This window comes from Microbacterium dauci (genome assembly GCF_030065535.1).
Lineage (GTDB): Bacteria > Actinomycetota > Actinomycetes > Actinomycetales > Microbacteriaceae > Microbacterium > Microbacterium dauci.
The window spans coordinates 308,946-322,731 of record NZ_JASJND010000005.1 but is presented as its reverse complement, the minus strand read 5'-3'; the positions used below and the strand labels follow the sequence as shown (position 1 = coordinate 322,731).

Genomic DNA, 13,786 nt, shown 5'->3' with positions numbered 1-13,786 from the left:
TGCCCTGGTTGCTCCAGGTGGCAGGACACGCCGCTACGTGGCACCCATTGCGACGAGAACTGCCACCTGAACGGGGCGACGCCTTCTCCCCCGCCGCCGATCGGCATGAACCGTCCCCATCGGCGCAGCACACGGCGAGCGTCGGTCTCGAAGCGCAGATGCTGAGCGGATGCCGCGCCGCCCCGCTCCCCTTCCGCCTGGACTACCCGCACCGTTCGCCTGCGCCGAGGCGCTCGACGCCGGCGTGCAGCCGCGCCGCCTCCGCGCACGCGACCTCACGGCGCCGTACCGAGGGATGCGCGCGCCGGTGGCCGCAGCGGCTGCATCACCGGACGGCGCGTACCCGATCGACGAGGCGCGCCGCGCCGACGCGTGGCGTCGCGCTCGCCAGTACGCGTGCGTGATCGAGCCGCACGCGTTCTTCTGCGGCGCGACCGCGGCCGCACTGTTCGGACATCCGATCCGCGACCTGGACGTCCTCGATGTGGCGGTGCATGCGCCTGAGCGGGCTCCGCGGCGGCGCGGCATCCGCGGCCGAAAGGTCCTTCCGACGCTCGCCGACGTCATCGAACTCGACGGACTGTCGGTGGCGGCACCCGCGACCACATGGGCGATGCTCGGCAGCGAGCTCGATATTCAGCAGCTCGTGCGCCTCGGTGACGCGTTCGTCCGCATCCCACGGGACAGCCGCGGTCGCCCCCTGCCCGACGCGCAGCTGACCACGATCGAGGCGCTCGGCTGCGCTGTGGACGCCGGCAGACGTGCCGGTGCACCGAAGCTCCGTGCGGCGCTCGGGCTGATCCGGGTCGGCGCGATGTCGCCCCTCGAGACCGATCTGCGGCTGGTGCTGGTCGACGCGCACCTTCCCGAGCCCGAGCTGGATGTCGAGATCCGCGACCGCCGCGGACGCCTCGTCGCGATCGCCGACTGCGCGTATCCCGAGCGACGGATCGTCATCGAGGCCGAGGGCGATCACCACCGGGCGGATGCCACCCAGTGGTCGCGCGACATTGAGCGCGCAGCCGCGCTCACGGCGCTGGGGTGGGACGTGGTGCGGGCCACGTCGGCGCACATCCGTGGCCGGGGTCGCCGCGCCGTGCGGATGGTGCGCGCCGCACTCGCCCGGCGCGCGTGAGCCCGCAGCTACTCCTTCAAGTGGCAGGAAACGCCGCTTCGCGGCATCCACAGCGACAAGAACTGCCACCTGAAGCGGAGAGAGGTACACGCGTGCCAGGGGCGCTGGCCGCACACCCGCTGACCGCATCGCCCGCCCAGGTGGCAGAACACGCCGCAACGCGGCATCCACAGCGACAAGAACTGCCACCTGAAGGAGATGAGTGGATGCCGCGCTGCCCAGCATCAGCACCAGGCCCAGGCCCAGCCCCAGGCCCAGGCCCAGGCCCAGGCCCAGGCGCACCCACCCGCACACAGCAGCGCGGCCCCGGTCCGAAGACCGGGGCCGCGCCGACTCGCTCAGCGAAGGCTGGGATCAGCCGAGGTTGAGGAACGAGTAGTTGTTGTCGTCGCCGTACTCGAAGACACCGATGGATGCCTCGGTCGGGTCGCCCACCTCGTTGAAGGTGATCGGGCCCGAGACGCCGTCGTAGTCTGCGACGTCACCGGCGTTGATGATGTCGGCGCACTCGGCGTAGGTGGTGCACTTCGTGCCCTCACCAGCGCCACCCGACACCTGCTGGAGGTGCGCTGCCACATCCGGGCCCTCGGACGAGCCGGCCTCGAGGGCGGCCAGTGCGAGGAGGATGATGGCGTCGTACGACTCCGGCGCGTAGGTGAAGTCGGTCAGCGCGGGGTCACCCGAGTCGACGACGAACTCGTTCAGCGTGTCACGGAACGCCGTGATGCTGTCGGGGTCGACCGCCGGGTAGGTGCCCTTGGCGCCGGCGAGCGTGCCGGCGTCGAACTCCTCGCCGAAGTTGGCGAGGTTTCCGTCGACGAAGTACAGGCTCGATGCCGGGACCTCAGCCGAGATCAGCTCGGGGATGATCGTCTTGACCTCTTCGAACGTGATCAGGGCGATCGCGTCGGGGTCGGCGGCGAGCACGTCGGAGACCTGGGCCGAGAAGTTCGTGTCACCGGTGTTGTACAGCGACGCCGAGACGACCGACCCGCCGGCAGCCTCGAAGGCAGCCTTCGTGAAGCACGCGAGGCCGGTGCCGTACGAGTCGTTGAGGATGATCATGCCGAGGGTCTCAGCACCGTCACCGGCGATGAGGTTACCGAGCACCTCGCCCTGGAGGGTGTCCGAGGGAGCGGTGCGCCAGTACAGGCCGTTGTCCTCGTAGCCGGTGAAGGCAGCCGAGGTGTTGGCCGGCGAGAACTGGATCGCGTCGGCCGCGATGACCTGGTCGATGAACTGCAGCGACGTGCCCGACGAGGCGGCACCGACGATGGCGGTGGCACCGGCGTTCAGCAGACGCGGGATCTCGGTCTCGTAGGCCTTGTTGTCGGTGTCGCCCGAGTCACCCTGGACCAGGTTGATCGTGACGCCCTTGTCGGCCTCGTTGACCTCTGCAGCGGCAAGCTCGGTGCCGGCGATCTCGGGCGGGCCGAGGAAGGCGAGGTTACCGGTGACGGGCAGCGCCGTACCGATGGTGAACTCGAGGTCGGTCGCGGGACCGGTCGAGGTCGAGTCGAACTCGGGGGTGTAGGACGCGGGCTCGGCTGCCTCGCAGTCGACCGGGAAGTCGAACGCGGGCTCTTCGGGAGCAGCAGACCCCTCCGGTGCCGGGCTGCCGGAACAACCGGCGAGGACGAGTGCGCTCGCACCGACCAGGGCGATGCCGCCCATGACCTTTGCAGCGCGCGAACGGGTGAGAACGCTCATTGTGCTCCTTGCTGTGGTGACACGGGTCGGATCGGGATCGGCCCGGTTCCATCAACCTAGCCCGCGGGTCGTCTCGCGAATGTTGCCGTTCGTTAACGATGTGTAACGACCTGGACGCGCTCCCATAACGATTCCCGCGCGGACTCCGAAACAGCGAGTGGATGCCGCGTCACCGGCATCCGCGAACCGGTCAGACCGGGTCGGAGACGCCCGCCGCGAGCGGGTTGCGGTGCCGCCGCGAGTGGACGACCGAGTCGACCGTGAAGACCACGATCGCGGCCCAGACGAGACCGAACCCGATCCACCGCTCGGTGGGCATCGGCTCGCCGAGGATGATGACGCCGGTGAGGAACTGCATGATCGGCGCGATGAACTGCAGGATGCCGACGACGGTGAGGGTGCTGCGACGAGCCCCGGCGGCGAAGAAGAGCAGCGGGACGCCGGTGATGATGCCGGCGAGCAGGAGCATGGTCATGTGGCCGGCGCCCTCCTGGCCCATGGTGATGCCGGTCGTCATGCCGACGATGAGCAGCTGCACGACGGCGATCGGGATGAGCCAGAGCGATTCGAGCGTGAGGCCGCTGAGCGCGTCGACGGAGGGGCCGATCTTCTTCTTCACGAGACCGTAGGTTGCGAAGCTCACGGCGAGCGTGAGCGCGATCCACGGCACCGTCCCGACGGCGACGATGATGACCACGACGGCGGCCGCGGCGATGCCGACGGCGACCCACTGCGCGATCCGCAGCCGCTCGTGGAGCACGATCACACCGAGAAGCACGGTCGCGATCGGGTTGATGAAGTACCCGAGGCTCGTCTCGACGACGTGTCCCGTGAGCGTGCCGATGAGGAACGCCTGCCAGTTCACGTAGATGAGGAGGCCGGCGAGGATCGTCCAGCCGACCAGCCGCGGGTTGCGCAGCAGCGCGAACAGCCGCTTCCAGGTGCGGGTCACCGCGATCAGCACTGCGCAGAAGACGAGTGCCAGGACGACCCGCCAGCCGACGACTTCCCACGGCGACGTGGGCGCGAGGCTCACAAAGTAGATCGGCATGAACCCCCACAGCACGTAGGCCGTGAGGACGTACACCCCGCCCAGGGTGCGTTCGCGGGCGGCCTGCTCGGGTGTCATGAGTACGAGCCTACGACGGTCGTGACACGAGCGGATGCCGCGGCCCAGGCGGCATCCTGCCGATCATCGTCCGGATCCCGCCACCGAACGACGAAGGGCCCGGATGCCGAAGCATCCGGGCCCTTCGAGAGGACCGCGGGTCAGCGGACGACGACCGCCAGGACGTCGCGAGCCGACAGGACGAGGAACTCCTCGCCGCCGAACTTGACCTCGGTGCCGCCGTACTTGCTGTACAGCACGCGGTCGCCGACGGCGACGTCGAGCGGAACGCGGTTGCCGTTGTCGTCGATGCGGCCGGGGCCCACGGCGACGACAGCGCCCTCCTGGGGCTTCTCCTTGGCGGTGTCGGGGATGACGAGACCACTCGCGGTGGTCTGCTCGGCCTCGACCTGCTGAATGACGATGCGGTCCTCGAGCGGCTTGATGGAAACCGACACGGTCTACCTCTTTCGTGTTTGTGGGGGTCGTGAGTCACGACGCGTTAGCACCCACTGACCGAGAGTGCTAACACGAGTCTAGAGCGACGTTGGCACTCATGCAACGCGAGTGCCAACGGGTTTCGATGCATGACGCGACACCTAGGCTGGCGGGATGGAACAGGCCGAGTTGACCGCGCTGCTGACCCCCGAAGGGCTGCGCCTGGTCGATGAGATCGGGCCGCTCGCGTCGACCGGCGAGGTCGCCTCGGCGGTCTCGCGACTGCGCGCCGCCGGCCACTCCCCCGATCTCGTGTCGGCGGTCGTCGGCCAGGCGCACCTGCGCGTGCGGGCGGGCGCGAAGTTCGGCCCGTTCGCCGACCGGATGCTGTTCACCCGGGCGGGCCTCGAGCAGGCGACGCGGCTCGAGATCGCGGCACGGCATGCCGCGCGCTTCCGCGACGCGGGGGTCACCCGTGTGGCGGACCTGGGCTGCGGGATCGGCGGTGACGCGCTGGGCTTCGCCGGTATCGGGCTGGACGTCCTCGCCGTCGACGCCGACGAGACGACGGCCGCGCTCGCGGCGTACAACCTCGCACCCTTCGGCGACGCGGTCACCGTGCGGCAGGGGCTCGCCGAAGAGATCGACCTCGCGGGTGTCGACGCCGTCTGGCTCGACCCCGCCCGTCGCACCGCCGGCCATTCCGAGACCTCCCGCACCCGCGCCGAGGACTGGTCGCCGTCGCTCGACTGGGTCTTCGCCCTCGCCGAGCGGATGCCGGCCGGGGTGAAGCTCGGGCCGGGCCTGGACCGCTCGCTCCTCCCCGACGACGTCGAGGCGCAGTGGATCAGCGTCGACGGTTCGACGATCGAACTCGTCCTGTGGTCGGGTGCGCTCCGCCGCGGCGACGTGCGCCGCGCCGCGCTCGTCGTGCGCGGTGGTGCCGCGCACGAGAAGACCGCCCCGGGCGACACCGAGGACGAGCCGGTGCGGGAGCTCGGCGCGTTCGTGCACGAGCCCGAAGGCGCCGTCATCCGCGCGCGCCTCATCGGCGACGTGGCCCGCGAGCTGCAGGCGGGCATGCTCGGCGACGGCATCGCCTATCTCACTTCGGATGCCGCGCTCACGAGCCCGTTCGTGCAATCGTTCCGCATCCGCGAGGCGATGCCGCTGAAGGTCCCCACGATCAACGCGGCGCTCCGCTGGAACGGCATCGGCACGATCGAGATCAAGAAGCGCGGTGTGGACGTCGACCCGGCGCAGTTCCGCCGCAAGCTGACGCTCAAGGGCGAGGCATCCGCGACCCTCATCCTCACCCGCGTGGGTGAAGGGAAGCGCGCGCAGCGGCTCGCGCTGCTCGCCGACCGCGTCTGACGCGTCTCAGGCGAAGAGGGCGCCCTGCGTGTGCGCCCACCACAACCAGCCCGCACTGAAGACGAGCGATGCAGCGCTCAGCCCGAGTGCCCACACCGCCATCTCGCGACGTTCCCACGGCCGCCGCAGCGCGACCACCGCGAGCACGAGACCAAGCACACCCACCGGGAACCCCCACCCGACGAAGCACGCCAGGACGAGCGCGAGCACGCCGAACAGCAGCGCCCACCCGGCGCTGCGCGGCAGTGCGGGCGGCGGGTGGATCCAGTGCACCTGCGGGTCGACGACGGGATCCGGGTGCACGAGCAGCGGCGGCGCGACCGGAAGCGGCTGCGTCATTTCGCGGCGGAACCCGCCGCGGTGCTCGCCCGGGAGCGATGGCGGGGCGGACGTGGCGGCGACGTCCTCGGACGGCGGCTCGATCGACGCGGCGGGCACGACGGGCGGCGCACCGGCGGGGGCCTCCGCGGATGCTGCGTGGGCGGATGCCGCGGGCTCGGCCGAGATCGGCGGACCGGGCGTCCGGTCCGCATCGGTCTGCTCCCGCTCGGTCACGGCAGCCCGACCGCCTGCGGTGCGTCGGACGACGGCGCGACCTGGATCTCGGTGACGGGCAACGTCGAGTCCGCGCCGAACGCGAGGGTCGAGGCGGGCCGGCCGCCGCGAATGAGTTCGGCTGCGAGCGCGGCGATCATGGCGCCGTTGTCGGTGCAGAGCGAGAGCGGCGGAATGCGCACCGCGACGCCGGCCGCAGCAGCGCGCTCGAGGGCGACCTCGCGGAGCCGACGGTTCGCGATGACCCCGCCGCCGAGCAGAAGCCGCGGAACGTCGTGCCGCGCGCAGGCGTCGAGCGCTTTGGTGACGAGCACGTCGACGACGGCTTCGCGGAAGGATGCCGCGACGTCGGGCACGGACACCGGCTCGCCGGCGGCCTCGCGCTGCTCGACCCAGCGGGCGACCGCGGTCTTGAGGCCCGAGAACGAGAAGTCGTAGCGGTGCTCGGCCATGTCGGACGCACGGGACATGCCACGCGGGAACCGGATCGCGGTCGGGTCGCCGGTCGCCGCAGCCTTGTCGATCTCGGGGCCGCCCGGGTACGGCAGTCCGAGGATGCGGGCGATCTTGTCGAACGCCTCGCCGGCGGCGTCGTCCATCGTCTCGCCGAGGAGCTCGACGTCCGAGACGAGGTCGCGCACGAGCAGGAGCGACGTGTGTCCACCGCTCACGAGCAGGGCCACCGTGGGGTACTCGACCTCGTCGCCGGTGAGGATGTCGGCCGCGATGTGCCCGACGAGGTGGTTCACGGCGTAGAGCGGCTTGTCGAGCGAGACGGCGAGCGCCTTCGCGGCACCGACACCGACCATGAGCGCGCCGGCGAGGCCCGGACCGCTCGTCACCGCGACGGCATCGAGGTCGTCGAGGCTCACGTCGGCCTCGGCGAGCGCCGCAGTGATCGCCGGCTGCAGCGCCTCGAGGTGCGCGCGGGCGGCGACCTCTGGGACGACACCGCCGTAGCGGGCGTGCTCGTCCATCGAGCTCGCGATCGTGTTGCTCAGCAGGGTGCGGCCGCGGACGATCCCGATGCCGGTCTCGTCGCAGCTCGTCTCGATGCCGAGCACGAGGGGTTCGTGGGCGACCGACGCGGATGCCACGTCAACACCACCCTGCAGTGCCGACGACGCTGCCCGAGCCTTCGGCGCCGATCGTGCGGGGCGCGACGGGTGCGATACCGCGCGCGTTCGCCCACCCCGGGACGTCGAGCTTCATGACGATGGCATCCACGTCGTCCGGCTGGTAGTACCTCGGGCGGCGGCCGATGACGGCGAAGCCTTCGGAGTCGTACAGCGCGGTCGCGTTGGGGTTGTCGTCACGGACTTCGAGGAAGACCGAGACGGCCCCGCGGCAGTGCGCGGTGGCGAGCAGCTCACGCAGGAGTGCGCGGCCCCGGCCGCGGCCTCGCGCCTCTGCGGCGATCGCGATCGTCTGGATGTCGGCGTCGGGCGCCCCGTTCACGGAACGGACCCCGCCGTACCCGAGCAGCCGGCCCGCTTCGACGTCGACGACGTAACGCCCGTGCGGCGAAGCGATCTCGTCGCGCAGCATCGGCTCGCTCCACGCGTCGGTCGGGAACGTGGCACGCTCGAGCCGCATGATCGCGGCGAGGTCGTCGGGGGTGGCGGTACGCAGGCTCATGAGCCGACCTTCTTCGGTCCGGCGGGCGGGGTGACATCGGGGGCGCGGAGGTAGAGCGGCTCGTCGAGTTCGGCGGTGCGCCCGGCCGCCTGTGCGCGAGCCGCGACCAGGGCGACCATCGCGGCGGGGATGGCGGTGACATCGCGGCGCGCGGCACCGAGCTCCGCCAGCACGTCATCGAGCTCGTCGCGCTTCGCGAGCGCCGGACCGACGCTGCGGATCGGGAGTCCGTCGTCGTCGACCCCGTCGTAGACCGAGTAGGCGAACTCGCGGCGGCGCGCGTCGGTGACGACGGCGAACCTCGGCACGTCCGCGAACGGGTCGGCCAGGAGCACTGCGAGCGCGGCCGCGTCGTGGCTCGCGACGGGGAGCACCGGGATGCCGCGGCCGAGCGCGAACGTCCGCGCAGCGGCGATGCCCACTCGGAGCCCCGTGAACGGACCGGGACCCATTCCCGCGGCGACCGCGGTGAGGGCGACAGGCTGCGGCGCTGCGGTCTGGCCGACCGGACCGTGGGCGGCATCCGTCAACACGGTCTGCAGCAGCGATCCGATGAGTTCGGCGTGGCCGAGCGGGTCGGCGCTGGCGGCCTCGGCGAGGACCGCCCCGTCGGCGTCAGTCACCGCGACCGCGGTGCCGAGGGACGTGTCGATGCCGAGGATCACCCTCCCAGGGTATCGGCCGTCGGATGCCGCGGCGGCGGGCGCCGCTCAGCGTCGGCTCTGGACGTCAGGGCCGGCGGGTGACGGTGACGATGCGGGATGCCGCATCTTCGAGGTCGGCGACGTGCGCGCCCGACGTTCCGCACGCCGTGTCGACGCCTGTCCCGCTCCTCCCCACGGCCACTCCACCCGCCGCTGACGCGGCGGTCGGAGCCTCCGGCCGCGTGGGCCCACCTCGCTCGATCTCGAGCTCCCACCACGAGTCGACCAGGTCGTCGACCATGCCGCGCCCCCACTCCACGATCGTGACCGAGCCGTCGACGTCGAGGCCGAGATCATCGAGCTCGGCGGGCGACCCGAGCCGGTACGCGTCGACGTGCACGAGCGGCGCGCCACCCACCTCGGACGGGTGCGTCCGCGCGAGGACGAACGTGGGGCTCTGTACCGGACCACGCACGCCGAGACCGGCACCGATCCCCCGCGTCAGCGTGGTCTTCCCGGCGCCGAGCGGACCCGTGAGCACGACGAGGTCACCGGCGCGCAACGCCGCCCCGAGCGCTCGACCGAACCGCTCCATGTCGGCGGGCGACGCGATCTCGCGCCGACCCTCGAACGCCGCCAGCCCGCTCACGCGCCGACCTCGCGGCGGGGGACGCGCGGACCGATGCGCGTCACGATCTCGTAGTTGATGGTGCCCGCGGCATCCGCCCAGGCACTCGCCGACGGCACGCCGGTCGCGGGATCGCCGAACAGCACCGCCTCGTCGCCCACAGCGACGTTCGCGTCGCCGACGTCGACGACGAACTGGTCCATCGCGATGCGGCCGGCGACCAGGAAAGTCCTGCCGTCGATCGACACCGGTCCACCGCCGGATGCCGCGCGCGGTACCCCGTCCGCATAGCCGAGCGAGATCAGCGCAAGCGTCGACTCCGATGCGGTGCGGTGAAGGTATCCGTACGAGACGCCGTGCCCCGCGGGGACTCGACGGACCGCGGCGACGGCGCCGCGGAGCGTCATCGCGGGGCGGAGACCGAGGTCTGCAGACGAGCGATCGGCGAACGGCGACAGCCCGTAGATCGAAACGCCGAGACGCACGCAGTTCAGTCGCGCCGCCGGCATGTCGATCGCGGCATGCGACGCGGCGATGTGGCGCAGTCGTGGTCGGAGGCCGGCCGACTCGGCGCCGGCGACGGCGACCGTGAACCGTGAGAGCGCCGCCCGATCGTCGTCGGGGGTGGTGTTGGAGAGGTGACTGAAGACACCGATCACCTCGACGAGGCCGGCCGCCTCGAGCCGCGCCGCTTCGGCGAACACCGTGCCGTACTCGGCGGGCGCGATGCCGTTGCGTCCCAGCCCGGTCTCGACCTTGAGATGGATGCCGACGGGTCGACCATTCGACGCCGCCGCAGCCGCCTGCAACTGGTCGAGACTTGAGACGCCGAGCTCGAGGTTCGCGGCAGCAGCCTCGCCGAAGGAGGTGTTCGGCGCGTGCAGCCACGCGAGCAGCGGCGCATCGACGCCGGCGGCGCGCAGCGCGAGTGCCTCGGGGATGTCGGCCACCGCGATGCGGTCGGCGCCACCGCGGAGGGCAGCGCGGGCAGAGCGCTCGGCACCGTGGCCGTACCCGTCGGCCTTGACGACCGCGATCACCTCGGTGCCGATGAGGGCCTTCAGATGGCGGACGTTGTGCTCGATGGCGGCAACGTCGATGACCGCCTCGCGGGCGACACCGTCGGGCATGCGGCTCATGCCGCTCCCCCCGCCGACTCGGCGATCACGTACGCGGTCGCGAGCCCGGCGTCGTGCGAGAGCGATAGGTGCACCGCGGTGATGCCGCGGGCACGGATCGTCTCGGCCGTCTCACCCGTGAGCGCGAACACCGGCCGACCGGACGGCTCGGCCGCGACCTCGATGTCCGTCCAATGGACGCCCTCAGAACCACCGAGCGCCTTGATGAGCGCCTCCTTCGCGGCATAGCGAGCGGCCATCGAATGCGGCTTCAGAGTCTGCTCCGCAGCGGTGAACAGGCGCGGCAACAGCTTCGGGGTGCGCGCGATCTGCGCCTCGAACCGGGGGATGTCGACGAGGTCGACGCCGATGCCGATGATCATCGCGGCCTCCCGTCCACCGCACCCTGCGGCATCGGTTCAGCCTATCGCCGGGGCGAGACGCTCAGCCCGCAACGAGGCGCACGACGCGTTCGACCGCGTCGAGCGCGGGCAGCAGCTGCTCGGCCGAGCGCTCGTACGTCTGACGCGAACGGCCGTATGGGTCGACGACGTCGTCGTCGGCCGGATCCTCGGGCGGCAGCACGAGCCCCCGTTGCCCCGCGAGCACCGTGAGCGCGCCGCGAAGCCGCGCCCCGGCATCCGCTCCCACCGCTCCGGCTCGGAGCGCGTCGTCGGGCGTCGCCGCGGCGAGCCGAGCGAACTCACGCACCGTGAAAGTGACCCGAAGCGCCCCCGGAGCCAGTTGGACGATCGCACGGCGATGCTCGCGGTCCATCGCCAGCGCGAGGTCGACACCCTGCAGCATCCCCTCGGTCAGATAGCGCGCACCGTGCCGCGCGGCGGCCTCCGCCGGGACGCCCGCGGCGACGGCGAGCTCGGCCGCCTCGAGCGGCATCCGATCATCGTCCCGGGCACGGATGCCGGCACTCGCCACCCCCACATCAAGGTCGCCGAGCCGCTGCGCGAGCACGAGTTCAGCCAACGGGGAACGGCAGATGTTGCCGGTGCAGACCGTGAGGATCTGAGTCACGAGGGTCCTTCGTCCATCGGGTGCCGGGAGTCCCCAGGCGGCAGCTCGACATGGTGCAGGCGGCACCGGGTACGGTTGCCCCGTGCAGGAACAGCTTAGCGACGGGCCGGGGGGCCGGATCGCACCGTCGTCGGAGGACGACACCACCCGCGACGTCGACGCGCCCGAGCCGGGCGACGAGGCATCCGATCGGGGACGCCAGCGCCGCCGGCGGCGATCGCGACGCACCGACTGGCGCCTCGGCGGCACCGCCGTGCGAACGTGGGACGGGACGCTGCTCGCGACCGCGTTCATCAGCCTGGGCGTCGGCGTGGTCGCCAGCACGATGGTCGGCGCGCTCTGGCGTTCGCCGTGGTCGGCGTTGGTCTCGCTGGCCGTGCTCTGGGTCGGGATGCTCGTCCCCGTCGTCGTGGCGTTCCGTCGTGGACGGCCGGCGGGGCTCCTGCGGTTCCGACCCGTCGACCTGCTCTACGGCCTCGTCCTCGGCGTCGCGCTCCGCCTCGTCGAAGGGTGGGCGTCGGGTGCCGCGTCGAAGCCGCTGCCCTCTGTCGCGACCCTGGACGGCGCGCTGTCGCCGACGTGGCTGTTCACCGACGCACTGCCGGCCGCAGTGTTCGCGCCGGCGATCGAGGAGTTCTTCTTCCGCGCAGTGGTGCTGATCGCGGTGTTCTCGATCCTGCGCCGGGCTGCGGGAACCTTCGCGGCAGCCCTGGCCGCCGTCCTGGTGTCCACCGCGACGTTCATCCTGCTGCACGGCGTCGACGGGTCGCTGCCATTGAGCGAGGCCATCCCCCTGGGCGTCGTCGGGATCGTGACGGCGCTGCTGGTCGTGCTGACCGGACGCATCTGGGGCGCCCTGCTCGTGCACGCGGTCTACAACGCGCTGATGATCGCACTCATCGCGGCCGGCACGCTCTTGCGCTGAAGGCGCACCGCCGGCTCACAAGACGGAAGGTGCAGGGGTACGTGGTTCGCACCCCTGCACCTGCACACAGCGAAGCCGGAACCGAGCCCGACGGAAGCCGGGGGTGTTACGGCCGGCCCATACCCAGGTAGGTCCAGCCCGCGGCGCGCCAGGCCTCGGGGTCGAGCCCGTTGCGACCGTCGACGACGACGCGGCCGGTCGCGAGGGTGCTCGCGTGCTCGGGGTCGAGCTGGCGGCGGTACTCGTCCCACTCGGTCACCATGATGACCGCGTCGGCGCCCGTCAGCGCCTCGTCGCGGTCGGCGACGTAGGTCAGCTGGGGGTGGACGCGGCGGGCGTTCTCGATCGCCTCAGGGTCGGTGACGGTGACGTGCGCGCCGAGACCGTGGAGGCGGACGGCGACATCCAGGCCCGGGGAGTCGCGGATGTCGTCCGAGTGCGGCTTGAAGGCGGCGCCGAGCACCGTGACCTTCTTCTCGTAGACGCTGCCGCCGAGGCCCTCGATGACGAGCTGCACGGCGCGCTCGCGACGGCGCATGTTGATCTCGTCGACCTCGCGCAGGAACGCGACGGACTCGCCGCGACCCAGCTCTTCGGCACGTGCCGAGAAGGCGCGGATGTCCTTCGGGAGGCATCCGCCGCCGAAGCCGATGCCGGCGCCGAGGAACCGGCGCCCGATACGTGCGTCGTGGCCGATGGCATCGGCGAGCGTGGTCACGTTCGCACCGGTGACCTCGGCGATCTCGGCCATAGCGTTGATAAAGCTGATCTTCGTCGCGAGGAACGCGTTCGCCGACACCTTGACGAGCTCTGCGGTCGCGTAGTCGGTGACGATGAACGGCGTGCCCTTCGCGACCGACGGGTGGTACACCTCGCGGAGGACGGCGGCGGCCTGCTCTCCCTCGTCGCCCGCCGGGACGCCCGCGACCAGGCGGTCGGGGTCGACGGTGTCCTCGACGGCGAAGCCCTCGCGCAGGAACTCGGGGTTCCAGACCAGGGTCGCACCGGTCGGGATGACGCGCTCGGCGAGCGTCGCCGCGGTACCCACCGGCACCGTCGACTTGCCGGCGACGATGTCGCCCGGCGCGAGGTACGGGAGCAGACCGTCGACGGCCGCGTTGACATACGTCAGGTCGGCGGCGTAGCCGTCCTTCACCTGCGGCGTGCCGACGCCGACGAAGTGCACCTTGGCGCCCTTCACCGCGGACATGTCCGTCGTGAACGAGAGCCGACCCGAGGCGATGCCCTCGGTCAGGATCTCGGCGAGCCCGGGCTCGAAGAACGGCGCGCGACCGGCGGCGAGCGCCTCGATCTTGCGTGCATCAACGTCGACTCCGACCACCTCGTGCCCGATCGACGCCATCGCGGCGGCGTGCACGGCCCCCAAGTAGCCACAGCCGATGACCGACATACGCATAGAGATCTCCATTTCCTCACGCGAGTGTTCGCGTGCCCCCGGTCGTGTGTACCAGAGAATTGTG

General features: G+C 71.4%; 15 protein-coding genes. 3 read left to right on the top strand and 12 right to left on the bottom strand.

Going from position 1 to position 13,786, the window contains the following annotated elements; genetic code table 11:
* Positions 1 to 169 precede the first annotated feature (169 nt).
* Entirely contained in the window at positions 170 to 1,135 is a 966-nt protein-coding gene (locus QNI14_RS08700) for an endonuclease domain-containing protein (RefSeq protein WP_283716156.1), read from the top strand.
* Positions 1,136 to 1,489: 354 nt separating this feature from the next.
* Here the strand turns inward: QNI14_RS08700 and QNI14_RS08695 are convergent, their stop codons facing one another.
* The 3 genes from QNI14_RS08695 to groES form a co-directional block, all read right to left on the bottom strand.
* On the bottom strand, positions 1,490 to 2,845 hold the full coding sequence (locus QNI14_RS08695) for an ABC transporter substrate-binding protein (RefSeq protein ID WP_283716155.1): 1,356 nt from the start codon (positions 2,843 to 2,845) through the stop codon (positions 1,490 to 1,492).
* Between the two features lie 190 nt (positions 2,846 to 3,035).
* Positions 3,036 to 3,974, bottom strand: coding sequence for an EamA family transporter RarD (gene rarD, locus QNI14_RS08690; protein WP_283716154.1), 939 nt, complete (start codon positions 3,972 to 3,974; stop codon positions 3,036 to 3,038).
* Positions 3,975 to 4,114: 140 nt separating this feature from the next.
* Positions 4,115 to 4,411, bottom strand: coding sequence for a co-chaperone GroES (gene groES / locus QNI14_RS08685; protein ID WP_283716153.1), 297 nt, complete (start codon positions 4,409 to 4,411; stop codon positions 4,115 to 4,117).
* Positions 4,412 to 4,565: 154 nt separating this feature from the next.
* On the opposite strand from groES, the gene QNI14_RS08680 reads away from it, so the two are divergent.
* Complete coding sequence (locus QNI14_RS08680) at positions 4,566 to 5,765, top strand: THUMP-like domain-containing protein (RefSeq protein ID WP_283716152.1); 1,200 nt, start codon at positions 4,566 to 4,568, stop codon at positions 5,763 to 5,765.
* 6 nt (positions 5,766 to 5,771) lie between these two features.
* On the opposite strand, the gene QNI14_RS08675 is transcribed toward QNI14_RS08680, so the two are convergent.
* The 8 genes from QNI14_RS08675 to QNI14_RS08640 form a co-directional block, all read right to left on the bottom strand.
* A complete protein-coding gene (locus QNI14_RS08675; RefSeq protein WP_283716151.1) occupies positions 5,772 to 6,320 on the bottom strand; it encodes a hypothetical protein in 549 nt (182 codons plus the stop codon).
* Complete coding sequence (tsaD, locus tag QNI14_RS08670) at positions 6,317 to 7,417, bottom strand: tRNA (adenosine(37)-N6)-threonylcarbamoyltransferase complex transferase subunit TsaD (protein WP_283716150.1); 1,101 nt, start codon at positions 7,415 to 7,417, stop codon at positions 6,317 to 6,319. Before tsaD ends, QNI14_RS08675 begins: the two co-directional genes overlap by 4 nt.
* Position 7,418: 1 nt before the next feature.
* Entirely contained in the window at positions 7,419 to 7,958 is a 540-nt protein-coding gene (gene rimI, locus QNI14_RS08665; protein WP_283716149.1) for a ribosomal protein S18-alanine N-acetyltransferase, read from the bottom strand.
* Entirely contained in the window at positions 7,955 to 8,623 is a 669-nt protein-coding gene (tsaB, locus tag QNI14_RS08660; protein ID WP_283716148.1) for a tRNA (adenosine(37)-N6)-threonylcarbamoyltransferase complex dimerization subunit type 1 TsaB, read from the bottom strand. Before tsaB ends, rimI begins: the two co-directional genes overlap by 4 nt.
* A 64-nt stretch (positions 8,624 to 8,687) precedes the next feature.
* Positions 8,688 to 9,197: a tRNA (adenosine(37)-N6)-threonylcarbamoyltransferase complex ATPase subunit type 1 TsaE gene (tsaE, locus tag QNI14_RS08655; RefSeq protein ID WP_430539264.1), complete on the bottom strand. Its 510-nt coding sequence runs from the start codon at positions 9,195 to 9,197 to the stop codon at positions 8,688 to 8,690.
* 50 nt (positions 9,198 to 9,247) lie between these two features.
* Positions 9,248 to 10,369, bottom strand: coding sequence for an alanine racemase (alr, locus tag QNI14_RS08650; protein WP_283716145.1), 1,122 nt, complete (start codon positions 10,367 to 10,369; stop codon positions 9,248 to 9,250).
* Positions 10,366 to 10,731: a holo-ACP synthase gene (locus tag QNI14_RS08645; RefSeq protein ID WP_283716144.1), complete on the bottom strand. Its 366-nt coding sequence runs from the start codon at positions 10,729 to 10,731 to the stop codon at positions 10,366 to 10,368. The genes alr and QNI14_RS08645 overlap by 4 nt, the downstream gene beginning before the upstream one ends.
* Before the next feature lie 61 nt (positions 10,732 to 10,792).
* A complete protein-coding gene (locus QNI14_RS08640) occupies positions 10,793 to 11,380 on the bottom strand; it encodes an arsenate reductase/protein-tyrosine-phosphatase family protein (protein WP_283716143.1) in 588 nt (195 codons plus the stop codon).
* Positions 11,381 to 11,462: 82 nt separating this feature from the next.
* Here QNI14_RS08640 and QNI14_RS08635 point away from each other — a divergent pair, with 82 nt between their 5' ends.
* Entirely contained in the window at positions 11,463 to 12,305 is an 843-nt protein-coding gene (locus QNI14_RS08635) for a CPBP family glutamic-type intramembrane protease (RefSeq protein WP_283716142.1), read from the top strand.
* A gap of 106 nt (positions 12,306 to 12,411) precedes the next feature.
* On the opposite strand, the gene QNI14_RS08630 is transcribed toward QNI14_RS08635, so the two are convergent.
* Positions 12,412 to 13,722: a UDP-glucose dehydrogenase family protein gene (locus QNI14_RS08630; protein WP_283716141.1), complete on the bottom strand. Its 1,311-nt coding sequence runs from the start codon at positions 13,720 to 13,722 to the stop codon at positions 12,412 to 12,414.
* Positions 13,723 to 13,786 lie beyond the last annotated feature (64 nt).

Bases quoted from the DNA above. Each gene is read 5' to 3' on its own strand.
- QNI14_RS08700 (WP_283716156.1), top strand. From the start codon at position 170: ATGCCGCGCCGCCCCGCTCCCCTTCCGCCTGGACTACCCGCACCGTTC.
- QNI14_RS08695 (WP_283716155.1), bottom strand. From the start codon at position 2,845: ATGAGCGTTCTCACCCGTTCGCGCGCTGCAAAGGTCATGGGCGGCATC.
- rarD (WP_283716154.1), bottom strand. From the start codon at position 3,974: ATGACACCCGAGCAGGCCGCCCGCGAACGCACCCTGGGCGGGGTGTAC.
- QNI14_RS08680 (WP_283716152.1), top strand. From the start codon at position 4,566: ATGGAACAGGCCGAGTTGACCGCGCTGCTGACCCCCGAAGGGCTGCGC.
- rimI (WP_283716149.1), bottom strand. From the start codon at position 7,958: ATGAGCCTGCGTACCGCCACCCCCGACGACCTCGCCGCGATCATGCGG.
- tsaE (WP_430539264.1), bottom strand. From the start codon at position 9,197: ATGGAGCGGTTCGGTCGAGCGCTCGGGGCGGCGTTGCGCGCCGGTGAC.
- alr (WP_283716145.1), bottom strand. From the start codon at position 10,369: ATGAGCCGCATGCCCGACGGTGTCGCCCGCGAGGCGGTCATCGACGTT.
- QNI14_RS08645 (WP_283716144.1), bottom strand. From the start codon at position 10,731: ATGATCATCGGCATCGGCGTCGACCTCGTCGACATCCCCCGGTTCGAG.
- QNI14_RS08630 (WP_283716141.1), bottom strand. From the start codon at position 13,722: ATGCGTATGTCGGTCATCGGCTGTGGCTACTTGGGGGCCGTGCACGCC.